The sequence below is a fragment of the Microcoleus sp. ARI1-B5 genome (genome assembly GCF_036705795.1).
GTDB lineage: Bacteria > Cyanobacteriota > Cyanobacteriia > Cyanobacteriales > Microcoleaceae > Microcoleus.
The window spans coordinates 151,253-176,055 of record NZ_JAUBVK010000009.1 but is presented as its reverse complement, the minus strand read 5'-3'; the positions used below and the strand labels follow the sequence as shown (position 1 = coordinate 176,055).

25 protein-coding genes and 1 riboswitch are annotated in these 24,803 nt (G+C 46.0%); of the genes, 13 read left to right on the top strand and 12 right to left on the bottom strand.

What is annotated here, in order from left to right:
* Positions 1–875: 875 nt before the first annotated feature.
* From QUB63_RS16345 to QUB63_RS16310, 8 genes are all read left to right on the top strand, one after another.
* A complete protein-coding gene (locus QUB63_RS16345) occupies positions 876–4,022 on the top strand; it encodes an ABC transporter transmembrane domain-containing protein (RefSeq protein WP_332946308.1) in 3,147 nt (1,048 codons plus the stop codon).
* Between the two features lie 209 nt (positions 4,023–4,231).
* On the top strand, positions 4,232–6,034 hold the full coding sequence (locus tag QUB63_RS16340) for an HlyD family efflux transporter periplasmic adaptor subunit (RefSeq protein ID WP_332946307.1): 1,803 nt from the start codon (positions 4,232–4,234) through the stop codon (positions 6,032–6,034).
* Positions 6,035–6,312: 278 nt separating this feature from the next.
* On the top strand, positions 6,313–6,768 hold the full coding sequence (locus tag QUB63_RS16335) for a HetP family heterocyst commitment protein (RefSeq protein ID WP_332946306.1): 456 nt from the start codon (positions 6,313–6,315) through the stop codon (positions 6,766–6,768).
* A 30-nt stretch (positions 6,769–6,798) separates the two neighbouring features.
* Entirely contained in the window at positions 6,799–6,978 is a 180-nt protein-coding gene (locus QUB63_RS16330; protein WP_332946305.1) for a hypothetical protein, read from the top strand.
* 349 nt (positions 6,979–7,327) lie between these two features.
* On the top strand, positions 7,328–7,627 hold the full coding sequence (locus tag QUB63_RS16325; protein WP_332946304.1) for a hypothetical protein: 300 nt from the start codon (positions 7,328–7,330) through the stop codon (positions 7,625–7,627).
* Between the two features lie 177 nt (positions 7,628–7,804).
* Positions 7,805–8,104 carry a hypothetical protein gene (locus QUB63_RS16320; protein WP_332946303.1) on the top strand — a complete coding sequence of 100 codons (300 nt, stop codon included), beginning with the start codon at positions 7,805–7,807 and terminating at the stop codon, positions 8,102–8,104.
* Positions 8,105–8,281: 177 nt separating this feature from the next.
* Complete coding sequence (locus QUB63_RS16315; protein ID WP_332946302.1) at positions 8,282–8,584, top strand: hypothetical protein; 303 nt, start codon at positions 8,282–8,284, stop codon at positions 8,582–8,584.
* Positions 8,585–8,787: 203 nt separating this feature from the next.
* Positions 8,788–9,102 (top strand): hypothetical protein, encoded by a 315-nt coding sequence (locus QUB63_RS16310; protein ID WP_332946301.1) that lies wholly within the window; start codon positions 8,788–8,790, stop codon positions 9,100–9,102.
* A gap of 158 nt (positions 9,103–9,260) precedes the next feature.
* On the opposite strand, the gene QUB63_RS16305 is transcribed toward QUB63_RS16310, so the two are convergent.
* The 3 genes from QUB63_RS16305 to QUB63_RS16295 all read right to left on the bottom strand — a co-directional run bounded on the left by QUB63_RS16305 (position 9,261) and on the right by QUB63_RS16295 (position 10,403).
* Positions 9,261–9,422 (bottom strand): hypothetical protein, encoded by a 162-nt coding sequence (locus QUB63_RS16305; protein ID WP_332946300.1) that lies wholly within the window; start codon positions 9,420–9,422, stop codon positions 9,261–9,263.
* A gap of 93 nt (positions 9,423–9,515) precedes the next feature.
* On the bottom strand, positions 9,516–9,911 hold the full coding sequence (locus QUB63_RS16300; protein WP_332946299.1) for a hypothetical protein: 396 nt from the start codon (positions 9,909–9,911) through the stop codon (positions 9,516–9,518).
* A gap of 6 nt (positions 9,912–9,917) precedes the next feature.
* Positions 9,918–10,403, bottom strand: coding sequence for a hypothetical protein (locus QUB63_RS16295; protein ID WP_332946298.1), 486 nt, complete (start codon positions 10,401–10,403; stop codon positions 9,918–9,920).
* On the opposite strand from QUB63_RS16295, the gene QUB63_RS16290 reads away from it, so the two are divergent.
* A complete protein-coding gene (locus QUB63_RS16290; protein ID WP_332946297.1) occupies positions 10,381–11,178 on the top strand; it encodes a calcium-binding protein in 798 nt (265 codons plus the stop codon). The two genes, QUB63_RS16295 and QUB63_RS16290, sit on opposite strands and share 23 nt — an antisense overlap.
* 85 nt (positions 11,179–11,263) lie before the next feature.
* Positions 11,264–12,004 carry a peptidylprolyl isomerase gene (locus QUB63_RS16285; protein WP_332946296.1) on the top strand — a complete coding sequence of 247 codons (741 nt, stop codon included), beginning with the start codon at positions 11,264–11,266 and terminating at the stop codon, positions 12,002–12,004.
* A 98-nt stretch (positions 12,005–12,102) separates the two neighbouring features.
* Here the strand turns inward: QUB63_RS16285 and QUB63_RS16280 are convergent, their stop codons facing one another.
* From QUB63_RS16280 to recQ, 3 genes are read right to left on the bottom strand one after another with little or no spacing between them, the layout of a single operon-like run.
* Positions 12,103–12,789, bottom strand: a complete 687-nt coding sequence (locus QUB63_RS16280; RefSeq protein ID WP_332946295.1) for a hypothetical protein — start codon at positions 12,787–12,789, stop codon at positions 12,103–12,105.
* The gene (locus QUB63_RS16275) at positions 12,786–13,910 is read right to left on the bottom strand and encodes an AAA family ATPase (RefSeq protein WP_332946294.1); all 1,125 of its coding nucleotides are present in this window, start codon (positions 13,908–13,910) and stop codon (positions 12,786–12,788) included. Before QUB63_RS16275 ends, QUB63_RS16280 begins: the two co-directional genes overlap by 4 nt.
* Positions 13,911–13,970: 60 nt before the next feature.
* Positions 13,971–16,166, bottom strand: coding sequence for a DNA helicase RecQ (gene recQ / locus QUB63_RS16270; RefSeq protein ID WP_332946293.1), 2,196 nt, complete (start codon positions 16,164–16,166; stop codon positions 13,971–13,973).
* 97 nt (positions 16,167–16,263) lie between these two features.
* Between recQ and QUB63_RS16265 the strand changes: the two genes are divergently transcribed.
* Positions 16,264–16,548 carry a DUF427 domain-containing protein gene (locus QUB63_RS16265; protein WP_332946292.1) on the top strand — a complete coding sequence of 95 codons (285 nt, stop codon included), beginning with the start codon at positions 16,264–16,266 and terminating at the stop codon, positions 16,546–16,548.
* Positions 16,549–17,277: 729 nt separating this feature from the next.
* Here the strand turns inward: QUB63_RS16265 and QUB63_RS16260 are convergent.
* Positions 17,278–17,943: an L-threonylcarbamoyladenylate synthase gene (locus tag QUB63_RS16260; protein WP_332946291.1), complete on the bottom strand. Its 666-nt coding sequence runs from the start codon at positions 17,941–17,943 to the stop codon at positions 17,278–17,280.
* A 75-nt stretch (positions 17,944–18,018) separates the two neighbouring features.
* Here QUB63_RS16260 and larC point away from each other — a divergent pair, with 75 nt between their 5' ends.
* Positions 18,019–19,434, top strand: coding sequence for a nickel pincer cofactor biosynthesis protein LarC (gene larC, locus QUB63_RS16255; RefSeq protein ID WP_332946290.1), 1,416 nt, complete (start codon positions 18,019–18,021; stop codon positions 19,432–19,434).
* A gap of 179 nt (positions 19,435–19,613) precedes the next feature.
* Here larC and QUB63_RS16250 read toward each other — a convergent pair whose 3' ends face one another.
* From QUB63_RS16250 to QUB63_RS16230, 5 genes are all read right to left on the bottom strand, one after another.
* Complete coding sequence (locus QUB63_RS16250) at positions 19,614–20,462, bottom strand: energy-coupling factor ABC transporter ATP-binding protein (protein ID WP_332946289.1); 849 nt, start codon at positions 20,460–20,462, stop codon at positions 19,614–19,616.
* Between the two features lie 171 nt (positions 20,463–20,633).
* Positions 20,634–21,521: a class I SAM-dependent methyltransferase gene (locus QUB63_RS16245; protein ID WP_332946288.1), complete on the bottom strand. Its 888-nt coding sequence runs from the start codon at positions 21,519–21,521 to the stop codon at positions 20,634–20,636.
* A gap of 208 nt (positions 21,522–21,729) precedes the next feature.
* Complete coding sequence (cbiQ, locus tag QUB63_RS16240) at positions 21,730–22,530, bottom strand: cobalt ECF transporter T component CbiQ (RefSeq protein WP_332946287.1); 801 nt, start codon at positions 22,528–22,530, stop codon at positions 21,730–21,732.
* Positions 22,527–22,859 carry an energy-coupling factor ABC transporter substrate-binding protein gene (locus QUB63_RS16235; RefSeq protein WP_332946286.1) on the bottom strand — a complete coding sequence of 111 codons (333 nt, stop codon included), beginning with the start codon at positions 22,857–22,859 and terminating at the stop codon, positions 22,527–22,529. Before QUB63_RS16235 ends, cbiQ begins: the two co-directional genes overlap by 4 nt.
* Before the next feature lie 4 nt (positions 22,860–22,863).
* Positions 22,864–23,622, bottom strand: a complete 759-nt coding sequence (locus tag QUB63_RS16230) for an energy-coupling factor ABC transporter permease (protein ID WP_332946285.1) — start codon at positions 23,620–23,622, stop codon at positions 22,864–22,866.
* Positions 23,623–23,644: 22 nt separating this feature from the next.
* Positions 23,645–23,791: riboswitch (cobalamin riboswitch) on the bottom strand.
* 193 nt (positions 23,792–23,984) lie between these two features.
* Here QUB63_RS16230 and QUB63_RS16225 point away from each other — a divergent pair.
* Entirely contained in the window at positions 23,985–24,725 is a 741-nt protein-coding gene (locus QUB63_RS16225; RefSeq protein WP_332946284.1) for a Uma2 family endonuclease, read from the top strand.
* Positions 24,726–24,803: the final 78 nt, after the last annotated feature.

Sequence of the window (24,803 nt, the reverse complement as noted above, 5' to 3'; positions counted from 1 at the left end):
CAAATTGATATTTTAGTATGAATTATATAACTCTAACTGAACTTAAGGGCGATCGGGCAAATAGCTAGTTTTCCAGAAAATAGAGAGTTAAATACACATTTAATAATGTCTGTCAATATCCTTAAGATATATTGTTTTAATGTCAAGAGAAAGCGATCGGTTTATAGAACCCATTTGAGATATTAGAAGAGGCTGCAAGCCTAGAGAAGCATGATTGGGCCGCCACCGTGTTTCTTGGCTCGCGCCCTCCATGAGAGATTTTAGTAAAAAACCCGGTTTCTGGGCTGCAAAGTTGATGCGTCCGCCAGCGATTGGTTTCCTCCCAAAAGGAGACTCCAACTTCTTTGCTTGAATCCCGCTAAATATCTATGTTCAATTATTAAATAATTTATGTAATTCATGCTACAAATTTGCAATATTTCTTTACATTAATCCTTCTGGACTGCACAACTTATCGAGAATTGAAATCTCTTAATATTTTATTAAGCTATCTGCGTGTATTTACGGATGTAGGGCAGAAGCCTTCTCGGCTTTACTTCACACAATCTTCACAATTATCCGCGACAATACGGCCAAATTATAAAGATTCTGTAAAGATGGTCGTTGAACGGTAGCCACTCTAGCTATTTTGTGAGCTATGATTGGAGCCAGCGAAAACAACACTTACGCAATCACCGCACTTTTCTGAAAAAAACCGAAGTCCGAGAGCCCAAAACTTGTCAAAAGTGTGGGAAATAGGAGGTTTTCGCTGCACAAATCAAAAAGCTTTTTTCAGCCAGCTAGGTTGCACTAAAAAAAACAAATTAAGCCTAACCTGGTTAGTTTTCGGTAAAAAAAATTGACACAAAAATTCAACAGGGAAAGCAGGAAAATCTATGAAAAAAAGTTTCGGGGTACAGAATTACGTCGAGCGCTCCCCAGCCTCATTGCCAACTATTCCAGCTATTGAGAAACTCTTGGAAGAAATCGGTGCAGAACCGACATTAGTTGCAAAATTAAATACAGCCTGTGAAATTTGCGAGTTTCAGCTCGGAGATGAAATCACCCAATATCAAACACCAGATAGTACCAACAATTTAGTTGAACAAGCACAGAGCGAGATAAATTTTTATTTAGTTTGTCAGGGAAGAGTCAGGCTGCTAGCAGTAGAAGCATCTCAACAGCATGAAGTTTCGGCGGTGGTACTGGAACTCGGAGCAGTGTTTGGGACAGACAACCTATTTATTGAAAGCGGACTGCCTTACAGGGCAATTGCGGCCGGTATCTGCCAAATCGCTCGCATAAACTCAGCCAAATTGCAGCTTGTTTTAAAGGAATTCCCCCAACTGCAACAGCACTTGCAGCAACAATTCCAACAGCGAGAGCGGTTAATTTTTTTCAAAACGCAAACAGATTTGCGATCGCTCCCTCCCCACCACCAACAGCTTCTGTGGCCGCACTTACTTCCTTACACAGAAGAAAGCCGAATTCCCGCCGGAGTTTCCCTCGCTGAACACTGCCAAAAAACCACCAATCATTTTTGGCTCCGCAGCGGTCAAATTCAAGGTGAAGCACCGCCAATAATCGGCAGTAACTGGGGATATTCAGACCTACCTAGCGACTGGAAAGCCGCCACAGACCTGCTAATTTACCAGCTTGGCGCCGAACAGTGGAAAATCGCCTCATCCACAATTGCTTCAGACAGCAATGCCCGCCCTAAAATCATCCGCAAAGCTCCGATTGTAACCTTAGTTCCGCCGCCAAAAGATGCGACATCTACCTCAAAAACCGAGCCGTCAAAATTAACCCTAGTCGAGCGTCCAAAATCTGCTGACGGAATCATCAGCTTTCCCAAACCAAAGCGGCGCCGCTGGTTGAGCAGCGGACACCCATTCATTCAACAACAGAGTACGGCAGATTGCGGAGCCACCTGCTTAGCTATGATTAGCGAATATTGGGGTAAGAAATTCAGCCTGAATTACTTGCGCGAACTTGCAGAAATCGGCCGCAGCGGCGCCTCGCTCAAAAGTCTGGCAAAAGCAGCGGAAAGGATGGGGTTTCAAACCCGTCCCGTGCGAGCTTCTTTAACTCCGCTCCGCAATCAAAATCCTTGGATCGCTCACTGGCAAGGCAATCACTACGTTGCAGTTTACCGCTTTAAAAATCAACAGGTTTTAGTTGCAGATCCGGCGGCGGGCAAGCGGTGGATGAGCGTTAAAGATTTTACGGAAAATTGGACAGGGTACGCCCTAATTTTAGACCCGACAGCGCAGCTATACCGCAATCACAGTGCCGAACATAAAGGGATCAAAGTTAAGAATTTTCTGGGCATAATCTGGCCCTACCGCGCTACGATCGCCCAAATTCTGATGTTCTCCTTGTCGATCCAACTATTTGGCCTAGTTACTCCCCTATTTACCCAAGTAATTCTCGACCAAGTAGTTGTCAGCAAAAGCATCGTAACTCTGCACGTTTTCGCGATCGGACTGCTGCTGTTTAGTGTTTGGCGGTCGCTGTTGAGCGCAACCAGACAGTATTTGCTGGATTACTTGTCCAACCGTATTGACCTGACTTTAATTAGCGGTTTTATCAGTCACACTCTCAGTTTGCCGATTAAGTTTTTTGAGTCTCGTCAGGTGGGCGATATCTTGACGCGGGTTCAGGAAAATCAAAAAATTCAGGCGTTTTTGACTCGCCAAGCGATTACTGCTTGGTTGGATGCTTTGATGGCTGTGGTTTACATCGGACTGATGGTTTACTATAACTGGCGTCTGGCTTTGTTGGTGCTGGCTTTGATTCCGCCGATCGTGATTTTGACTTTGGTGGCAACTCCGTTTCTGCGCCAAGTGTCGCGGGAGGTTTTTAACGAAGGTGCCAAGCAAAATTCATCTTTGGTGGAAATGATTACTGGGGTGGCGACGATTAAGGCAACTGCTGCTGAGCGAGAAATGCGCTGGCGCTGGGAAGACCAATTAACCTGCATGATTAATGCTAAATTTCGGGGGCAGAAGCTGGCGAATTCTTTGCAGGTGATCGGGGGTGGGATTAATACTTTGGGCAGTACGGCGTTGCTGTGGTACGGGGCTATGCTGGTGATTCAAGATGAGTTGACGATCGGTCAATTTGTGGCTTTTAATATGATGATCGGGAGCGTGATTTCTCCTGTGCTTTCGGTGGTGGGACTTTGGGACGAGTTTCAAGAAGTGCTGGTGTCGATCGAGCGTTTGGATGATGTATTCTCGGCCGAACCTGAAGAAAGTCCTTACAAACCAATGCTGGTGCTGCCTCGCATCCAAGGAAACGTCAAGTTTGACAATGTTTCTTTCCGCTATGCTCAGGATGAGGAACGCAATACGCTGCAAAATCTTTGCTTTGAGGTGCAAGCTGGAGAAACGGTGGCAATTGTCGGCCGCAGCGGTTCGGGTAAGAGCACTTTGGTGAAGCTGCTGCAAGGTTTCTATTATCCAGAAAAAGGGCGGCTGACTGTTGACGGCCACGATATTCGCCACATTTCGGTGCAGTCGCTGCGAGTTCAGTTGGGTGTTGTCCCGCAAGATTGTTTCTTGTTTTCGGGAACGATTTTGGAAAATATTACGCTGTACAAAAACGGAAATGATGCTGGTTCCGCAAGTTTGGAAGAGGCGATAGAAGTGGCGAAGCTAGCAGAAGCTCACGCTTTTATTCAAGATATGCCGCTCGGTTATCAAACTCCTGTGGGGGAAAGGGGAACGAGTTTGTCTGGGGGCCAGCGGCAGCGAATTGCGATCGCCCGGGCTCTGTTGGGCGATCCGCGAGTTTTGATTTTGGACGAAGCAACTTCTTCGCTGGATACCGAGTCTGAGCGCAGGTTCCAGCAAAATCTGGCTCGCATCGGCCGCGATCGCACTGTGTTTATCATCGCTCACAGGTTGTCTACGGTGCGCAATGCCGATCGAATTTTGGTTCTAGACAAAGGCATTTTAGCCGAACAAGGCAACCACGACCAATTAATGGCCGAACGCGGACTTTACTATCACCTCGCTCAGCAACAGCTCGATCTTTAAAGTCAGTTGACAGTTGACAGTTGACAGTTGACAGTTGTCATCAGTCATTAGTCATTAGTCATTAGCAAGCAACACAAGACTAAAGATGATTTTCAATTACCAATTACCAATTACCGATTACCAATTACCAATTCCCAATTCCCAATTACAGATTCCCAATTACCAATTCCCAATTACCAATTACCAATTCCCAATTTGGAGTAAATATCATGGTTTCACAAGATGGCAAAGAATTAATCGTCGCTCCTGATGAGATAGATGAAGTCTATGGGGGCGTAGCTTTAAGGCAAGAAAACGAAGCCAGAAAAAAAGACCGCTCTTTAGAAGTTGTAGAATCTAAAAATCGCTCTTCTAATACTAATGACGGTATCAATATTGGCAAGTTCCGGCAGCCGGATGCTGATAATTGGTCTACTTCTTTGCACTCGGTACTAGACCAACCGCCAGTATCTTTTCCCCAGCGGTTGCTCCTAGGAGGACTGGTGTTTTCCCTAGCTTTTGCAGCGTGGGCAACTTTGGGAAAAATAGATCGAGTCGGCCACGCTCAGGGCAAATTAGTTCCCAAAGGTGATGTTTACAAAATTCATCCGACGGAGCCGGGAAAAATTATTAACCTCGCGATCAAAGAAGGTCAAAAAATCAAAGCTGGACAGTTATTGGCCCAATTAGACCCGGAAAATGCTTCGAGCGAGGTGGAGCGTCTCGATAAAATTCTGGACGCTTATCAGATTCAATTGGTGCAGCAGGTTAGTTCGATCGAGAGAACTCGACTGGAAGCTCAGGCGAGCCAAGCGATTGCTGCTGCGGACAAGCAGGGGGCTCAAGCTGCGATCGATCGCGCTCGCGCTACACTCGCCACCACGCAGTCTCAAATCGAGCAATTGCAAGCAGATGTGGTGTCTCAGAAAGCGCGGCAGGAACAGCTCAAACCTCTAGAAAAGCAGGCACAAAATCTGTTGTCGCAACTGAAAACCGATGTCACTTCTGGCGAGGCGAGGCGCGATCGCGTGAAACCGCTGCAAAATAAGAGTGAAGACTTGGTGGCCGGGTTGCAAGCAAAAGTGGCGGCTCACAAAGAGCGGATCGGGCGGCTCAAACCTTTGGTAGATGAGGGAGCGCTGTCAAAAGATGTATTGTTTCAAGCTGAGGAAGCTCTGCGAGAAAGCGAAAATGCCGTGATTAGAAGCCAGTTGGGGGAGAAAACTCAGGCTGACGATCGAGTTTTTGAGGTCGAGCAAACCGTGCGCGACAGGCAAAGTGCTGCGATCAGGAGTCAACTGTCTGATACAACTCAGGTTAAGGAAAAGCTGTTTGAAGTCGAGCAAGGTTTGCGCGATCGCACCAGTTCGATCGGCAAAATGCAAGGCCAATTAACAGAACAACTCGCAGAAGTCGATCGGCTGCAAGCCGAAGCCGCCAGCAAACAAGCCGCAGCGCGCCAAATGCAGTTAGAAAAAGAGCAAAAAGTTCAGCAGTTGGAAATGGAATTAAACCAAGTCAAATCCAAAATTGCCGAAACCCAAACCCTCCTCGCTCAAGCCAAAAATAAACTCAAACAAAGATTTCTCTACGCACCAGTCAGCGGAGTGATTTCCGCGCTCAACATTCACAACACCGGCGAAGTCGTGCAACCGGGTCAAACTATTGCAGAAATGACTCCGAATCACGCTCCGCTAGTGCTGGAAGTGAGTTTGCCGAATCGAGAAGCGGGATTTGTCAAAACCGGAATGCCGGTACAAGTCAAATTCGATGCTTTTCCCTATCAAAATTACGGCGTGATTCCGGGAAAAGTTGTATCAATTTCGCCGGATGCCAAAACAGACGAGCGATTGGGTGTTGTTTACCGGGTGGAAGTGAGTCTCGATCGAGACTCAGTGAAAGCCAACAATCAAACCTGGAAACTCAAAGCGGGCCAGACAGCGACTGCGGAAATTGTCATCCGCCAGCGCTCGATAGCTGACATTTTGCTCGATCCGCTCAAGCAACTACAAAAAGGTGGCATGAGTTTGTAGTCAGTTGACAGTTGACAGTTGACAGTTGACAGTTGACAGTTGTCAGTTGACAGTTGTCAGTTGACAGTTGTCATTAGTTAGTAGTCATTAGTTAGTAGTCATTAGTCATTAGTTAGTAGTTCGAGAGAGAAAGCAAAATTCTCCCCTCTCGCCCTCTCCCACTCTCCCCCTCTCAGGTTTGAGCGTTCGGAATGCAAGTCCGCAGAAAGAAGGACTGAAGTCCGAACGATCAAACCGCAGTCAACAGTCAAATAATTTACGCAAAATAGGATAAAACGATGAATTCGCAATTTCACCATTCTGCCAATCCTTCCCAAATTGGAATCAAACCCGAACAATTGGATGAGATAATTTCAGCGATTCTGGCAGGAAAGTATTCTTGGGCTTGTTTTTTGCTTTTGCGGTGCACGGGTTACAACCCTCTCGACTATATCCCCTACCGCACTTCTAACCGCTTGCTCAAGGAAAATACCCAAATGAGGAAACCGGAAACTCAGTCGGCGCTGGGCAAAATTGCGGATTTAGATTATGTGGAAGTGGTGAGGGAAAAACGAGCCGGAGTTCGAGGTGGTTGTGCAATTGAGGATGTTAGCGAGTTGCACTCAGCTACCGCAGGTTTTGTGGCCGGGGTCGGCGGCGAAGGTTCAAATATCTCGGCGCCGGCGGTTGATGTTCCAAATCAAGGATTTTTTGCGGGATTTAAGACGCGCTGGTTTAATTTTGCGGGAAAGTAAATTAGTCGATCGACAACCCGGTTGTAAACGTTGAGTGGCTGCGATCGGGTTTTTCGGAGTTTTCTGCCAAAATGGCAACACGGTTGTGCGATCGTACCAGATAATGTGTTTGCGATTCACAAAAGACAAACCGATCTGCAATTCATCCTGTTGAGCTGGAGCAGCGTTTGTCTGTACGGGCGATCGATCGAGCCAAATACTAAAATCTAATTCCAGTCTCGTTCATAAAGTATAAAACGAGGCTGTTTTTCGTGTTTGAATGCAAACCGTCTTGGACGCATTCATTACTCTCATCAGCCGGGTTTTTCAACTGCGATCGAGGCCTACAAGCAAGTATTTTCCTCCATCCAACCCAGTTGATGCGTCCAGGACTCGTAGAGATATCTTCTGTAGTTGTGGAGCAAATAGTTAACATATATTCATGAAGTTACATTGAGATTTTCATTTTAAACAAATCTGCCAAATTGGCAACACAGCTCAAATTAGCCCAGATATATTAGGTACATCGAAACAAAACAAGGTTGCTTCAAACAACCGCTCAATTAAAAGGACAAAAACCATGATTATTTCTGACCTGAACCATGTCGAAGAAGTTGCAGTATCCACCAGCGTAGTCGGCGGTTTTGACTTAGGCTATGACTACTCGAACGTGTATTTCAACGAACATTTCAACCTGAATAAATACATCAGCTCGAACGTGTTTGTTTACGGTCATGCAGCCACTGCAGAATCTAAAGCATCCGCTGTAGGCCCGGGCACTGTGACTCAGACCTTCAACAACGCAGAGACCACACCTTACAGCTCTTCCTCTAGCGGTGCTTCGATCGCAGCTAGTTCTGGTTTCTACTACCGCTGGTAATCACCACACTCAAGCCAGACTCTCGCTCATCTGGGAGTTTAAACTCAATCCATCGCATCGCCGTAGCAGTTTGACCGTCAAACAGTCAGTAAAACCCTCACGGTAACTACAGTTTAAACTCCCGACAAAATCCTGCAATCTTTACACAAAATACACTCACTCTCGCGGATAAAAACCATGATTATTTCTGACCTCAACCATGTCGAAGAAGTTTCTGAATCCACCAGCGTAGTCGGCGGTTTTGACTTAGGCTATGACTACTCGAACGTGCAGTTCAACGAAAATTTCAACCTGAATAAATACATCAGCTCGAACGTGTTTGTTTACGGTCATGCAGCCACTGCAGAATCTAAAGCATCCGCTGTAGGCCCGGGCACTGTGACTCAGACCTTCAACAACGCAGTCACCTCACCGGGCGGCTCTTCCTCGGGCGGTACTTCGATCGCAGCTAGTTCTGGTTTCTACTACCGCTGGTAATCACAACAGTCAAGCCAGACTCTCGCTCATCTGGGAGTTTAAACTCAATCCATCGCATCGCCGTAGCAGTTTGACCGTCAAACAGTCAGTAAAACCCTCACGGCAACTAAAGTTTAAACTCCCGACAAAATTCTGCAATCTTTACACAAAATACACTCACTCTCGCGGATAAAAACCATGATTATTTCTGACCTGAACCATGTCGAAAACGTTGCTGAATCCACCAGCGTAGTCGGCGGTTTTGACTTAGGCTATGACTACTCGAACGTGCAGTTCAACGAAAATTTCAACCTGAATAAATACATCAGCTCGAACGTGTATGTTTACGGTCATGCAGCCACTGCAGAATCTAAAGCATCCGCTGTAGGCCCTGGCACTGTGACTCAGACCTTCAACAACGCTGTTACCACACCTTACAGCTCTTCCTCGGGCGGTACTTCGATCGCAGCTACTTCTGGTTTTAGCTGCTACTGCTACTAACCACAGCGCAGACAAGCAGTCAGAAACCCAGCTATGTAAAGCAATGCAAGAATTGCTGGATTGATTTCTAGATAAGTAAGTCACAAATTCTTGCCAAACTTTACATAGCTGTTTTGAACTGTGCCAACATACTTAATGGCGTTGGCTGGCTTGCTTTCTAACATCAGTTAAGCAGCCACTAAAAATTGTTGCGGTGAAAAAACATGATAGTTGATGATTTAGATTATGTAGAGGCAGTTTTAGGAGCGAGCAAACTTGTAGGTGCTGGTTATACGCGCGCTACTGGTAGCGCTCAGACTTTTGCTACCTATGGATTTGGCAGTGCTGATGCTAATGCTTTTGCTCTTGGCCAAAATACCTCGACTGAGGCTAACACTTACACAAAGGTGTATGTTAGCCCTTATATGGCTTTTACTGAAGCCTCAGCTACAGCTAACTCTTACTCTCGCACTGGCAACAGTTATTCTGTGTCCTTGAACGATAGCAGATCTTTGTTCATCTCTAGCGGTATTCCCTAATGATTTGCGATCGCGGTTGGCAGTTGAATCAGAAATGGTAATTGGAAAAAAGGTAATTGTCAGACTGTACTCACGCAATTGAAAACTGCTGCAGTGCCGGCGCAAATTTAAAAAGGCGTTTTGATGATTGTGATGGCTCAATCAAATTTAAGAAACATTCAGCGGGACAGCCATACAGCTAAAAGGAGATAAATCGCGATGCCTTCCTTAGATTCATTAGCTCCTGAACCCTTAAATAATGTTGGAAACAGCAATAGTTTAAACACCTTGAATTCGTTGGCGAATAACCCTGGTGCGGGCAGCAGCAGCAGTTCCAGCAAATCTAGTTCCTTTGTAAATAGCAGCGGTGCGGGCAGTACCAGCAGCGCGACAGCCGCTTCGCCGACTGGAAGCAGTACCAGCAGTCAGACTGCTTACGCTGCGGGGGCTACATCTAGCAGCGGCAGCGCGGCAGCGAGTGCTTCTACAGTCGCGCCCCCAACTACTAGCGCCACAGCTTCCGCCCCAGCAGCAACACCTGCGCCAATACCAACACCAACACCAACACCGGCGCCAATACCAATACCAACACCAGCGCCAACACCAACACCGGCGCCAGCGCCAATACCAACACCTGCGCCAGCGCCCACACCAACACCTGCGCCAATACCAATACCAACACCTGCGCCAGCGCCAACACCAACACCGGCGCCAGCGCCCACACCAACACCTGCGCCAGCGCCCACACCAACACCTGCGCCCTTAGGAGACAGCAGCGGTGCGAGCAGCACCAGCAGCGCGACAGCGACTTCTCCGACTGGGAGCAGCACCAGCACTCAGACAGCATCGGCTCCCGGTGGCACTTCTAGTAGTGCGATCGCCTCAGCTAGCAGTGGTTTAGATACTCCCCCGACTGCTAGCGCCACTGCTTCGGCTCCTGCTGCTACTCCAGCGCCAGCTCCAGCTCCAGCGCCAGCTCCAGCTCCAGCTCCAGCTCCAGCTCCTGCTGCTACTCCAGCGCCAGCTCCAGCTCCAGCGCCAGCTCCAGCTCCAGCTCCAGCTCCAGCGCCAGCTCCAGCTCCAGCTCCTGCGCCTGCTGCGGCTGCTACAGACTCTGCACCGGCAATTAATATCACAGCGCCAACACCAACACCAGCGCCAACACCAGCGCCAACACCAACACCAGCGCCAATACCAATACCAATACGGCTAACACCTGCTTCAACTCCAACACCAGCACCAACTCCAACTCCAACACCGTCAAATAATAATGACGATGACGGTGCGCCGCTTGCTTCGGTGACTGACGGAACTTCTAGCAATTCAAGTCCTTCTAATTTGTCTCCAGAAAGTACCGGTGGTGGTGGCGAGAGTACGATAATTGCTGAGCCAACAGATAACAGTACCAGCAATTTGCCGATCGCACTTCCCGATAACAGTACCAACAACAGCAATGCTGATACAACCCCAGCCCCAGAAATTACCCCCCCAGAAAAGAATCCTGCGGTAGTAGCGGAATTAACTGTCACCTACGACAGCAACGGTGGCGGATATTGGCTCGGCACCAGCGACATTGATGTGATTACTTGCGGTAGCGGGTTCGATCGCGTTTTTGCTGGAGGCGGCGACGATTTTGTTAAAGGTAACAGAGGTAGCGATGCGATCGAAGGAGGGGATGGTAACGACACTTTGCGGGGAGGAAGAGGTCAAGATTTGCTGATTGGCGGTAACGGCGACGATTTTCTGTGCGGCGACTTCGGCATCGATACATTGATTGGAGGTAGCGGCGCTGATACCTTTGCATTTAGACGCGAGACAGCGAGTTCTGTGGCTAATCCATTTTTAGCAGATATAGTCGTTGATTTCAATGCCGCTGAAGGCGATAAAATTGGGCTGACTGGGGGACTTTCTGCCGCAGACATTGCACTGGTGGCGTTTGATACTGACGGTAACGGTACGGCAGACGCGACTCTGGTTAAGTTTAGTTCAAATAATGGCGATCGAATTTTAGGTGTTGTTTTGCGAACAGTTAACGCAGCGGGTGCAACAACTTTGAGCAGTGCTGATTTTATCAGTTTGCCCAATAACATCTTGTAGCTAACCGTTAACCGTTAACGCGAACTCCCCCGCAGGAAGCCTCGGGAGATGAGCTTAATAAACTTATATAGCTTGAGAGAGAAAGATGAAAGACTTTTACCAGCCATTGATTGAATCAAGTGAAATCATCAAACTACTCAGAAAAGAGCGGCAATTAAAGCCATTTTGTCAACAAGTTTTGCAGAAAAAAGTTATTGACAAAGCAGCCGAGGAACGGGGGTTAACTGTGACTCCCGAAGAAATTCAAGTTGCCGGCGACAAGCTGCGGCGCGAGAAGCGTCTGGAGAAAGCGGCGGATACGATTGCTTGGCTGGCGGAGCAGATGATTTCGGTAGAAGACTTAGAGGCCGGAATTTGCGATCGGCTCCTCGCCCAAAAACTAGCCGAACACTTATTTGCCAAAGAAGTAGAAAAGATTTTCGTGCAAAACAAATTGCAATTCGATCAAATAATTCTTTATCAAATAATTGTTACCAACCTGCAACTAGCCAGAGAAATATTTTATGAAATTCAAGAAGGAGAAATCAGCTTTTTTGATGCCGCCCACCTGTACGACATCGACGAAAATCGCCGGCATTTATGCGGTTGCGAAGGCAAAGTTTATCGGTGGGGTTTAAAACCAGACATAGCCGTTGCCGTATTCAGCGCTAAACCCGGAGAAGTAATTCGTCCAATTGAAACAGAGCGAGGATATCACTTGTGCATGGTTGAAAAGTTTATCCCAGCGGAATTAACCCCTGAACGGTATCAAGAAATATTGCACAATATGTTTAACGAATGGCTGGCTAATGAGGTCAACTATTTATTGTACAATTGTAAGGTGTAGGGTACACCGGGAGCACAGAGTAGTCTAATATCGTTTCCAGGTTAGTACAGGGACTCCTACATATAGAGGTTCTGCGTAATTTCTGTAATTATTGCCATTTAATGCTGCAATTTAGATTTAACTCTATTACAAAAATCGACAAAATGACTAAAAGTAGTCAGTTGTTCTGGTTGCACTTGAATTCTGACCAATAGCTGTTCCAAATAAAATGGCTTGAGTACATCTCCAGGTCTTTTTTTAGAATATGTGGTGTTTTTAGCTGCAAATAATGCTCTCAAATAAGCTCCGTGAAACTGAGCGTGAGTATTAAAATCTAGATATTTTCCCATTTTTTCAGGACAGTCAACTGAAACATTATAATATTTAGTATAATCTAATAAAGGTTGGTCTTGAGGCTGTTTTGAGTAAATCTTGCGATTTCCCAGCAGCCAAGTTTCCAAGCAGCGATTCTGAACAATTAGCACAAGTTCTGCGTTTTTTAATTCTAGCTTTTCCTGCTTAAAAAAATCATAAATTTCTACGTGCCTTTCAGCAACAGTATTTTCCTCCGCATCAAGACACACTACAAAATAGTTGTATTTCCCGCTTAAGTTAATTTCCTCAATCGAAGGAGGAATAAAATCATATAATGAAGGATATCCTTCGCCACTAATCAGGTAATAATTTTTTTCATTCACCTCATCGTAACTCTGAACTCGTGTTAATTCAGGTAATAAATGACTTAGCCAAGCTGGATAAACTTTTCTCTCCGATTGCATCCCTTCGACTAAAAAATACAAATTCATTCAACTTTAATTCCTTCGCTATATTCTTCGAGATTAATCAATTGCGTAAAAGCCTGATGTCTAGATTTTCCCAGGTTCAAATCTTTCGCATCAGTTACCGTTACTACACCTCCCTTGCGAGTTACTATTTTCCAGTATTCCATGCTGATATTGTTGATAATGTACGGGTGATGACTGGTGAGGATGAATTGAATGTTTCTATTTTCCACAATCAAATCGGTAACAACGTCGATACAGTTAATGCCCAAGCTGTTTTCAAATTCATCAATCAGAATTACAGTTCCTTCTGGCAACAAGTACAGTTCGCTAATGAGAATTAGCGTTTTCAGCATTCCCGAGGAAATGTTATCCTGAGAAATCCAATTGTTGACATTTTTTTCTTTGATCTGAATTGGAAAACTTGTAAATGATGAATCGTCATCTTCAACGGGTTCTATTTTAATATCTTCGACTTGAGGAAACGCCTCTATAAATGCACGTTTGAGTTCATTAAAAATATTTGAATTTCGATAAATTAAAGCTATTTTAACTTGAATGGGCAGATTGCTTGATTTAACCTGTTCTAATAAAATATCACTTCTTAAAATCGTCGAGATTAGCCTGATCGGTATATCGTAAAATTCATTAACCGAACTCAAATTACCGCTGTAAGTAATTTTATTAAAATCCTGGTGAACCGGTGAAATATCTTCTTCTTGATTTAAGATTTGCACTGCGCTTTGAAACGGTGATAATTTTGGCGTTATATTTCCTTTAAACTTAATTTCTGTAGGAGTTCTCTCGATAATTATATCTCCATTTCTAGATAAGTGCTCGCGAACAATCCTACAGTTATGGGCTTCGTCTTCCTGATTAGGAATTATGACAGGATTTTTTTTCGTTTCAAACTCGCCTTGCCATTGGTACTCCACATCGTCATCTATTGTCGAAAATGTAATATCCCACGCTAAGCCATTTAACGAAGCACCATTTGCTATCTCTTTTAACCTCGAAATTCCTTTAAGTATTTGAGTTTTGCCAACGCCAGATACCCCAACCAGCAAGGCAAGATTAGAAAAATAGATTGGTTCAAAACGCCACTCTAATACATTATCCCAAAAAGCTACTTTCTTAATTCTCATTTTCCCCTCCTATCCATTAATCATCTGCGTCCATAGCGCGCTCATCAGCTACATCTGCGGTTAAAAACTGACATAATTTTGCCGCCACCAAGCGCGCACAAACTTAATCTCATCAAACGTATAGCGTTCTTGCAAATACTCATAAATGGCTCTCAATCTTTCATCTCCAATAACTTCAATGGCTTGTACGATTGCCTGCTGGCGTTCCGATTCCACCAACAAATTTATATCAACTTCCTGGCCCATATCCATCAATTCTACCAGATGACCCGCAATAGTAGTCGGACTCATGCCCCGCGCATTGGCTATGCCTTGAACTGTCAAACCTTGGCGGTACAATTCCCAGGTTTGCATCTGCGAATAAGACGGAACGTTAGCAAGAGTGGGAAGATTGGCGACATCAGAAGGTGCAGCACTTGTTGGCAATCCTTGTTCTTTGCAAAAAGCGCGAATTGCCTCTAAGAAAACCTTGCCGTACTTATCTCGCTTGTTGCTGCCGACGCCGTAAACTTCCTCAAATTCTGTGAGAGTTTGCGGGCGTTTTTCTGCCATGTCTCGCAAGCTTCTATCAGCAAAAACTACGTAAGGCGGTACGAATTGTTCGTCGGCAATTTGTTTGCGGAGACTTCGCAATATCGAAAATAAGCCTTCTATTTCTACGGCTAAAGACCGCACTCTTGCCTGTACTTCTCGCGGCGCTTCGATGGCGATTTCAACTGTGCGCTGGCGTTTCATGATTTCCCAACTTTTCTCGTTGAGTTTCAAAATGGGAAAGCCGTCTGTTGTTTCGTCTAGCAAACCTTGATGTAACAGCGAGCGAGCTAACTTTTTCCACTCGTCTGCACTTCTATCTTTGCCAATGCCGTAAGTAGAAAGTTGGTCGTGCTGGTATTGCAATACTTTTTGATTTTTTGAGCCGCGCAGCACGTCAATAATGTGATTCATGCCGAATTTTTCTTTGCTCCTCGCAACGCAAGAAAGAAATTTCATTGCCTCAATCGTCCAATCTTCTACGGGTTTTTTGTTGCAACAGTTGTCGCAGTTGCCGCAGTTGCCAGGAAATGACTCGCCGAAATAACTTAGTTGGACTGTGCGGCGGCAATCGCTGGATTCTGCATAGTTGATTACTCGCCTTAACTGTTGGCTGGCAATTCTTTGTTCTTGTTCGTCTGGTTTTTGCTTGATGATGTATTCGATGGTTTTGACATCGCCAAAACCAAAAAATAAGGTGCAATGGGATGGTTCGTTGTCTCTGCCTGCGCGGCCTGATTCTTGATAGTATCCTTCTAGGTTTTTGGGTAAGTCGTGGTGAATTACAAACCGCACGTCTGGTTTGTTGATTCCCATCCCGAAGGCTATTGTGGCTACCATTACTTGTACGTCGTCGCGGATGAAGCAGGTTTGGTTGGTTGCCCGATCGACATCGCTCATTCCGGCGTGGTATGGTAAGGCTTGGATGCCGTTTTGCTGCAATTTGCAGGCAACTTCGTCAACTTTTTTGCGGCTGAGGCAGTAGATGATTCCTGAACCGCCTTTTTTTTGGATGATTTGCAGAACTTCGGCAAAACTGTGCTTGGTTTTTTGGCGGACTTCGTAGTATAAATTGGGGCGGTTGAAGCTGGCGACGTGGATGTAGGGATTTCGGAGATTTAGCTGCTGGATGATGTCTTGGCGGACGCGCTCGGTGGCGGTGGCGGTTAGTGCCATAATGGGGATGTCTGGGTAGCGATCGCGCACTCGCTCCATTTGCCTGTATTCTGGTCGAAAGTCGTGTCCCCATTCCGAAACGCAGTGGGCTTCGTCGATCGCAAATGCCGAAATTCCCAACTTAGAAGCTACTATATCTAAAAACGGTAAAAATCTCTCGCCCAGCAAGCGTTCGGGCGCAACGTACAGCAATTTAATCTTACCTTCGAGAATTGCTGTGGAGCGCGATCGGGTTTCCATAGCGCTCAAAGTGCTGTTGAGAAAAGTCGCCCCAATCCCATTATCCTGCAAAGCTTCCACCTGGTCTTGCATCAGGGCAATCAGCGGCGAAACAACCACAGTCAATCCCGGTTTCAACAAAGCCGGTAATTGAAAGCACAAAGACTTGCCACCGCCAGTCGGCATGACAATCATCATATCGCGTTTTTGTAAAGCAGCTTCGACAATTTCCCGCTGCCCGGGGCGGAAAGAGTCGTAGCCAAAGAAATGTTTGAGGGATTGTTCGAGGGATGAGGGCGCGAGAGATGTTGGCGGATTCGACCCTGACATTTGCAGTAATTGGTTGTTGACTTCTACCTTATTCTAGGTCTTTTGAGCACAAATACAGTTACAATATTTGAGAATCTCAATTTAAGCAGAGAAACTGATGCCGAAAGCAATTTGGAATGGTGCCGTTTTGGCCGAGAGCGATAAGTGCGAAATGGTAGATAACAACTATTATTTCCCGGCGGATGCCATCAACCGCCAGTATTTCAAGGATAGCAGCACTCACACTACTTGCGGTTGGAAAGGTGTTGCTAGTTACTACAGTGTTGAAGTCGGCGGACAAGTTAATAAGGATGCTGCTTGGTACTATCCTACTCCGAAAGATGCTGCTAAAAATATTGCAGGATATGTTGCTTTTTGGAAAGGAGTTAAGGTAGAGGCTTAGGTTTTGTCCGCGGGTTTGTTAGCTGGCGATTCCGACTGGCCGCCAGGGAATTAATTCCCTGGCTCATAGCTGAAGTCGTATTAAGACGACTGTGGAAATTAGGGATGAATAACATAAGTTGCGATGAGTTCAAATCAAAATAATATCTAATATCTACTGATAGCGTCCTATGATAATTGTCAATCCTTTAAAATATAGGACAGAGCTTAATTAAATTCAATACCATAACCGCTATATTTAATAGTCCTCTTTGAGAGGACTTTTGCTCTCTCGACGGGGGTTTTGAACCCCCGGCGGACTGTTGGAGAAGCGCAAGAACCCCTCAAATTTTAATCTTGTTCCCAAGCGGCGGCGGCTTCCCATCCCAAGCCGCGACGAAGGAGTTAAGGTAGAGGCTTAGGTTTTGTCTGCGGGTTTGTTAGCTGGCGATTCCGACTGGCCGCCAGGGAATTAATTCCCTGGCTCATAGCTGAAGTCGTCTTAAGACGACTGTGGAAATTAGGGATGAATAACATAAGTTGCGATGAGTTCAAATCAAAATAATATCTAATATCTACTGATAGCGTCCTATGATAATTGTCAATCCTTTAAAATATAGGACAGAGCTTAATTAAATTCAATACCCTAACCGCTATATTTAATAGTCCTCTTTGAGAGGACTTTTGCTCTCTCGACGGGGGTTTTGAACCCCCGGCGGACTGTTGGAGAAGCGCAAGAACCCCTCAAATTTTAATCTTGTTCCCAAGCGGCGGCGGCTTCCCATCCCAAGCCGCGACGCACCACAATCGGTTCGCTTTCTGTCAAATCGAGAATGGTAGAAACTTGATATCCTGGATCGGAATCATCATCGACAATGATATCTACTAACTTTAAAAAACAGTCAAATAGTTCAGCCTTGCCAAAGCTTTCTCCTTTTCCAGATGGCACTGGTGCAGCACCTTCATCATCAGTGGTAATATGAGCAGATGTGGAAATAATCGGATTTCCCAAAGATTCCAGAAGTGTAAAACAAAGCGGGTGGTTGGGAACGCGAATTCCCGTGGTTTTGCGTTTTGGGTTCATTACCAATTTGGGCACTAACTTGGTAGCTGGTAGCAGAAATGTGTAGGGCCCGGGGATTAAGCGCTTGATAATTCTGTATGCTTCATCGCTGACGGCAGCATACTCGGTGATATTTGACAATGAGGAACACAGAAATGTTAAAGGCTTATCATTGGATAGTTGCTTGATCCGCCTGACTCGTTCTACCGCAGATTTGGAGTTGAGATCGCAGCCGATCGCGTAAACTGTATCTGTGGGATAAAGCATCACTGCCCCATCTTTGAGAGCTTTTGTAATCTTCTCGATCCGGTCTTTCTGGGGTGCAACTGGATGGAGTCCGTAAATAATTGCCATGTTAAGATATTTCAGGCTAAGTGGGCGATCGCCAAATGTGCTAAAACAATCAATGTTGAAAATTAATCGTTAATAATGAATAAAATAGCTTATTTTGACTGCCCGACCGGCATTGCTGGCGATATGTGCATCGGAGCTCTCCTCCACGCGGGTGTTCCTTTAGACTACCTGATCGAAAAACTCAATTTACTCGGCATTTCGACTGAGTACCAATTGCGGGCCCAATTAGTCCACCGGAATACTCAACAAGCAACTAAATTTTATGTCGATTTAGCTGCCGATTTGTCGTTAAAACCAGAAAATCCCGCTGACTGGGCCCTCGATCCCTCGGAAACGGAATCTCCAACTTTCGACAGCCGCCGCCACCACCATCACGGGGAAGAACATTCGCACAGTCACGGCGAAGCAGATGCCGAAATCAGCCACACTCATCACCGCCATTTGCCAGAAATTGAGCAGATTATTGTCTCTGCAAAATTGCCGGCGCGCGTGGAAGCGTGGAGTTTGGCGGTATTTAGCAAATTAGCAGATGCAGAGGCTGCTGTACACGGTATCGCCGCAAGTGAGGTTCACTTTCACGAGGTGGGCGCTACGGATGCAATTATTGATATTGTCGGTACTTGTTTGGGCTTGGATTGGTTGGATATTGATGAGTTTTACTTTTCGGCGATGCCGACTGGCGGCGGTACGGTGAAGGCGGCCCACGGCAGGTTGGCGGTGCCCACGCCGGCGGTGATGCGGTTGTGGGAAACGCACCGAGTGCCGGTTTACAGCAACGGGATCGATCGCGAATTGTGTACTCCTACGGGCACTGCGATCGCCTGTACTCTCGCCTCCGCTTTTGGCCCGGCGCCCCCGATGCAAGTTCGGGCGATCGGTTTGGGTGCAGGTTCTCGCCATCTGGCAATTCCTAATATTTTGCGCCTCTGGATTGGGGAGAAGAAGAGAAGATTAGCAACGGATTATGTAACGGATGTAACGGATGTAAGTCAGAGGGCAGAAGTCAGAGGGAAGAAGTCAGAAAAATACCAATTACCAATTACCAATTCGCAGGAAACAGTCTGTGTTTTGGAAACGCAAATTGATGATTTGAGTCCGCAGGCGATCGGCTATGTTTTTGATGCTTTGTTTCTCGCCGGAGCTCTGGATGTTTTTACGGCGCCTATTGTGATGAAAAAGTCGCGGTTGGGCGTGTTGTTAACTGCGATTTGTCATCCCGAATTTCAGGATGCTTGCGAAGCTGTGATGTTTCGGGAGACTACTACTCTGGGAATTAGGCGCTCGATTCAACAGAGAACTGTTTTGCATCGAGAATTTGAGACTGTTCAAACTGAGTACGGCGAAGTTAAAATTAAAGTTGCTAAGTCTGGACAAACGATTGTTAATGTGCAGCCGGAATATGAAGATTGCGCGGAAATTGCCAGACTTAATAATGTTAGTTGGCGCGAAGTTCATCGGTTGGCGCTGCAAAGTTGGTACGATCGCACTTAATGCTAGTGGCGAGAAACCGGGTTTTTTGCGAAATTATTCGTCGGAGTCTGCAAATAAGGTAAAAAACCGGTTTCTGGGATGTGGCGAGAAACCGGGTTTTTTGCGAAATTATTCGTCGGAGTCTGCAAATAAGGTAAAAACCCGGTTTCTGGAGTCGGGGTGCGTAAGTCATCAGCTTATTAAAGCCGTCGGCGCGCGTCTAAAATTTGTTGTTGCAATTCCTCAAAAGCGGGCATTTTTGAGTTAGGATTTTGTTCAACGAGATCCTTTATTTGGTCGATTAACTCGATCGCCAGCGGTACGCCAAGCTGCAATTGTTCCAAGACATCCCGCTGAGCAAAAACGGCTTCCGGTGTTCCTTCTAAAATCAGTTTTCCGCAATCCATCACAAACACCCAATCCGCCCAGCGGTAGATGAAATCGAGGTCGTGACTTGCTAAAAGTATGGTGGTTCCGGCTGCGTGAATTTGTTGCAGCAAACCGATGAGTTGTCGGGTGTGGCGCGGATCGAGATAGGCGGTAGGTTCGTCTAGCAGCAGCAGTTTCGGCTTGAGAATCATGATATCGGCGATGGAAACGCGCTTTTTTTGTCCTAAACTGAGATTGTGAATTGGTTCGCGGGCGAGTTCGCTTAAATCGAATTGGTCGATCGCCTGTTGCACCTGTCGAGCAATTTCGGATTCTGCCAAACCTAAATTGTACAATCCGTAGGAGATATCTTCTTCTACCGTGGAAGCGACTAATTGATGTTCGGGATTTTGAAAGACGAGCCCGATTTGTTGGCGCAGTTTCATGAGAGATTTGCGATCGTAGCGAAACGGTTCGCCTTCCCAGCGAATAATTCCCTGTTGCGGTTGGTACAAGCCGTTTGCTAGCAGGAAAAACGTGGTTTTGCCGCAGCCGTTTTGACCGATGAGTCCGCAGCGCTTCCCGGCGGGGATTTTGAGGCTTAAATCGTGAATTGCCGATCGCGAACCGCAGGGATATGAGTAGAAAGTGCGATCGAATTCGAGGATTGATTGAGACATATATTTATCATAAATAACTAAAGTAAAATAGGTTTGTAGTGAGGACTTTAGTCCGCATTGAGGAAGGACTGAAGTCCTCACTACGAACCTGTTTTCTAGTGAGGATTTTAAGCCTCGGGAAGAAGGACTGAAGTCCTCACTACGAACCTGTAAGAAGGACTGAAGTCCTCACTACGAACCTGTGAATTTATTCGCACTTCCATCTTTTTCTATCAACTGCCAAAGTTGAATCTCATAACAAAGATGCTTTTCAAACAGTTGACTCGCCTCCAATCCTTCAACCACCAATTTCTTAAACCAGCGGCGAAATATCCAACGCAGAAATTTATGAATCGGCGGAACTGCGATCGAAATTAAATCCGCAACATAAATCATTGTGTTCAGTCCATACCTGCGGAAAGTATCGACATACAGGTCAATTGTCGGTAAAATATGAGCGGAAATATCCTCAGTTTTTACTAAAGTGAACCCCGCTTGCATCAATGCAGTTTCAAGCTCTTTCACAACATGACAGTTAGAAAACATTCCCTCTGTATAGTTAGGATCGGAGCGCATCATATCCGCAAGCAGTACGTAGCCTCCAGGATTGAGGACAGCCGCAGCACAAGAAGCAATATCGACAGCAGACATATATTGGCTGCTTTCGCTCAAGAGAACTAAATCGTAGGAATGGGTGGCTTTGAAGTCTTCAAATTTGGTGAGGTGGAAGATGGCGCGATCGCCCGTACACTTGAGAAAGCGCTGTTGTTGGAAGGGATCGGGTGCGAGGCCTTCCACTGCAAAAGCGCGATCGAGCAAATAAGCCGCATTTCCCCCAATCCCGCATCCTACGTCCAGCACAGTCTTGATTTCTTTGGGGATAAAATCTAACAGTTTATCCGTGTAAGCTTGCTGAGCGATACGCAGCCGCGCGATGGTGAGTTCCTCAGCGGGCACAGGCAGAGTTTTCCAATAGCCGTAGTGAAGATAGGGCGAATCTGTCAGCCCCAAATAGTAATTCAGCGCTGCATTTTGGTAGCGAGTTACTTTGGAAATAGAAATTGATTGTGACTTCGGCATTGGGAGAATTGGATAAAATTGAGGATTTCCGGCAGGGTTGAAATTCTTCCCAGCGCTTGCATATATGTTAATAACACGCGAGGGCATAAATTGCCAACTTTGGTCAGAAATTAATATAACTACGTTATTCATGCGCAAGTCATATTATGTCCGAAGAGAACCACCGCAATCAAACCCCATCGAGGTTATTTGACCGGACATAATAATATCATGGTTGAAATACAATACTTACTATGGTTAAAACCGTGCAGCCAAACACTGCTTCAAATGTATATCTGCGCGAAGGTTTATAAGGATAAGAATTCCAAACGCGCAATTCTCCATTGAAGCCGCGCGAGGCTAAACTCAGCGAAACTTGACGGTAGTTTTCTAAAGTTCGTTGCAACAATTGTCCGATTAAAATACCCAAACTTCGCATTCCTAATTTCCAAGTGCGGTAGCCGCCGCGCGAGTTTTGGGCTATCCAAAGTTCATCCGCGATCGCCAATAAGCTAAAAATAAACCGATACATTAGTAATAGCAGTTCTGTGACCAACTCCGGACACCTTAATTTTCGGAGAATCTGCAAGATTTCGGTAAATGGCACCGTCAACAGGATGAAGTACATACAGCTTGTCGATGCGAAGGCGCGCGCTAATAGCACGCTCACTTGATATATCCCCGTGCGACTCACATACAGATAAAAACTGCCGATACTAATTCCCCAACCTTGCCAAATATCCCATTGAATTGCCGAGATTCGATCGCCCGCAACCGCACCTATCGCCAACGCAGGCAAACTCGTCAGCAAAAACATCAACGGTAGCGACAGCAACCGCAGATAGAGTTTCGCCGGAATTCCCGCATAAACGACGATCCAGATTGTCAACCAAAGGGCGATCGACAACTGTACCGCTGCATTGGAAACTAGAGAGAGGATTAATAGGGCGATCGCAAAAGATAGCTTGTGAGTTGGCGGCAACCCCCGCAAGCGATTTGTATAAGCCAGACTATCAATCTGATGGTTCATTCCGACGATTTGTTATCAGATTGTTGCCGAGATTGCGATCGGCCTTTATACAACCCAATCACATAGCCAACTACGCCAGCGCCCACCGCTGCTTGAGACGCAAACAATAGACTGGAAATTTCGCTGCTAGCAGGCTCAAACAAGTGATTGAACCAAGGCTTATAACTCGGTTGAATTTGAGTAATTGCTTTCTTAGCTTGGTCATCAGCACCGCCATATTCACCCCGCACAAAAACCAGGGGAATAACAGCAAGAACAACCACAGAAACCCCCAACATCCAATTTTGCAGCGAACTAGCTTGTTGATTTTTAGTAGGTTTTTGATTCACAACTTTATGACTCCTGTCTCAAGAATTTCAAAGTTTCCAACTCCGGCTTCCCGTAAGAATGCAGCCAATTCCAGACCAATACAGTCAGCAATCCCTCACTGATAGCCAGAGGTACTTGAGTGATAGCAAAAATGCCAGCAAACTTGAGAAACGAAGCCATAAAGCCGCCGCTTGCTGCGGGAAAAGCTAACGCCAATTGCATCGAAGTCGTCACATAAGTCAGCAAATCTGCCAAAGCCGCCGCGCCAAAAATTGCCGCCCGCTGGCTACCAGTTCGCAACAGCAATCGATAGATAAAATACGCAGCAAAAGGGCCGACAATCGCCATCGAAAACATATTCGCCCCCAACGTTGTCAAGCCGCCGTGCGCTAACAGTAACGTTTGAAACAACAGCACTAAAGCGCCCAGTACAGCCATCACCGAAGGGCCGAACAAAATCGCACCCAAACCCGTACCCGTCGGGTGAGAACAACTCCCTGTTACCGAAGGAATTTTTAAAGCAGAAAGCACAAAAGTAAACGCACCCGCCAAAGCAAGCAATAATTTAAGTTCCGGGTGTTCTTTGGTAATTCGGGCGATCGATCGCAAACCCAATACAAAAAAAGGCAGCGCCACAATCCACCAAAACGCAGCCCATTGCACAGGCAAAAAACCTTCCGAAATGTGCATAGCTGCGGCGGGCGCTGCCGAACCCAGGACAAGATAACAACTCAAGCCAGCCATCAATCCCAGGCTGACTAATTTCCGATTTCCGGCCTTCATGCTGAACCTCGCAGATGAGACAATGTAAACTAACACATCGGCGGGCATCCTGACTCAGAAAGCGACAAAACTCTCATTACAGTTGCGGGACAGCGCCGGACTTGCACCGAACTTTCCCCCTTTCCTCTAATGGCTGCTCCCCATTAGAACCGAATCGTTAGCTTAGTATAGTCGATCGGGCAAGTCTCAGCCAATATTTTACAAAAATTATTTCAGATTAAGTAACTCAAGATTACCTATCATCTTGCTTTTCTTCCTTTTCTTACTTAGCGTCTTTGCAACCCATAAAAATCTTAATCAAATACAAAAAAATACCCAACAACTAAATGCTAGAATTTTAATGAGTTTCGAGAAAAGCCGCCATGTTAAATTACAACTTTCCGAAGCACTGGCCCTCAGCAGACGAACTACCAGACTCAGATGAAACACCAGTGGATAACGAACTGCAAGAATTAATACCAGGATTGCTAAAAGCAATATTGCTCATAATTTGGGCGGAACGCATGGACTGGTTTTTTGGCATAGATATGGCTATTTACCATCACCTCAACAAACCTGTCATTGTGCCAGATGCTTTCTTAAGTTTAGGTGTACAACGGTTTTACGATGAAGAATTGCGTCCCAGTTACGTGCTGTGGGAGGAAAAAGTGATGCCAACTTTTGTCCTCGAAGTTGTTTCCCCGACTTCTCGCAAGGAATACAGCGCCAAGTTGAAAGAATATCAAAGGTTAGGCGTACTTTATTACGTCATTTATTCTTCTCGCCGCCGCCGCAAACCCCGTTTGGAAGTGCATAAGTTAGTCAATGGCAAGTATGAGTTACAGCCAGGAAATCTAGTTTGGATGCCAGAAATTGGTTTGGGAATTGGCTGTGAAAGGGGAAATTATTCTGGGGTGACAAGGGAGTGGTTGTATTGGTACGATGCGGATGGAAAACGTTATCTGACTCCTGAAGAACAGTTGAAAGAATCAGCGCAACTTGTCCGACAGGAAGCCCAGCGCGCCCAACAGGAAGCCCAGCGCGCCCAACAGGAAGCCCAGCGCGCCGATCGACTAGCTGAACGATTGCGCGAGTTGGGGATAGATCCAGATAATCTTAGCTGATTGCCGAATATTTGGGATTTTGTAGGGGTAATTTCGCTGTGTTTGCCACTCTCTTTCTTTCCACAAGAGTGGTCTAAT

Coding starts and splice junctions, on each gene's coding strand:
- QUB63_RS16335 (WP_332946306.1), top strand. CDS start 6,313: ATGAATTCGCAATTTCACCATTCTGCCAATCCTTCCCAAATTGGAATC.
- QUB63_RS16265 (WP_332946292.1), top strand. CDS start 16,264: ATGCCGAAAGCAATTTGGAATGGTGCCGTTTTGGCCGAGAGCGATAAG.
- recQ (WP_332946293.1), bottom strand. CDS start 16,166: ATGTCAGGGTCGAATCCGCCAACATCTCTCGCGCCCTCATCCCTCGAA.
- QUB63_RS16230 (WP_332946285.1), bottom strand. CDS start 23,622: ATGAAGGCCGGAAATCGGAAATTAGTCAGCCTGGGATTGATGGCTGGC.
- QUB63_RS16275 (WP_332946294.1), bottom strand. CDS start 13,910: ATGAGAATTAAGAAAGTAGCTTTTTGGGATAATGTATTAGAGTGGCGT.
- cbiQ (WP_332946287.1), bottom strand. CDS start 22,530: ATGAACCATCAGATTGATAGTCTGGCTTATACAAATCGCTTGCGGGGG.
- QUB63_RS16225 (WP_332946284.1), top strand. CDS start 23,985: ATGTTAAATTACAACTTTCCGAAGCACTGGCCCTCAGCAGACGAACTA.
- QUB63_RS16340 (WP_332946307.1), top strand. CDS start 4,232: ATGGTTTCACAAGATGGCAAAGAATTAATCGTCGCTCCTGATGAGATA.
- QUB63_RS16260 (WP_332946291.1), bottom strand. CDS start 17,943: ATGGCAATTATTTACGGACTCCATCCAGTTGCACCCCAGAAAGACCGG.
- QUB63_RS16280 (WP_332946295.1), bottom strand. CDS start 12,789: ATGAATTTGTATTTTTTAGTCGAAGGGATGCAATCGGAGAGAAAAGTT.
- QUB63_RS16285 (WP_332946296.1), top strand. CDS start 11,264: ATGAAAGACTTTTACCAGCCATTGATTGAATCAAGTGAAATCATCAAA.
- QUB63_RS16325 (WP_332946304.1), top strand. CDS start 7,328: ATGATTATTTCTGACCTGAACCATGTCGAAGAAGTTGCAGTATCCACC.
- QUB63_RS16310 (WP_332946301.1), top strand. CDS start 8,788: ATGATAGTTGATGATTTAGATTATGTAGAGGCAGTTTTAGGAGCGAGC.
- QUB63_RS16320 (WP_332946303.1), top strand. CDS start 7,805: ATGATTATTTCTGACCTCAACCATGTCGAAGAAGTTTCTGAATCCACC.
- QUB63_RS16245 (WP_332946288.1), bottom strand. CDS start 21,521: ATGCCGAAGTCACAATCAATTTCTATTTCCAAAGTAACTCGCTACCAA.
- QUB63_RS16315 (WP_332946302.1), top strand. CDS start 8,282: ATGATTATTTCTGACCTGAACCATGTCGAAAACGTTGCTGAATCCACC.
- larC (WP_332946290.1), top strand. CDS start 18,019: ATGAATAAAATAGCTTATTTTGACTGCCCGACCGGCATTGCTGGCGAT.
- QUB63_RS16250 (WP_332946289.1), bottom strand. CDS start 20,462: ATGTCTCAATCAATCCTCGAATTCGATCGCACTTTCTACTCATATCCC.
- QUB63_RS16345 (WP_332946308.1), top strand. CDS start 876: ATGAAAAAAAGTTTCGGGGTACAGAATTACGTCGAGCGCTCCCCAGCC.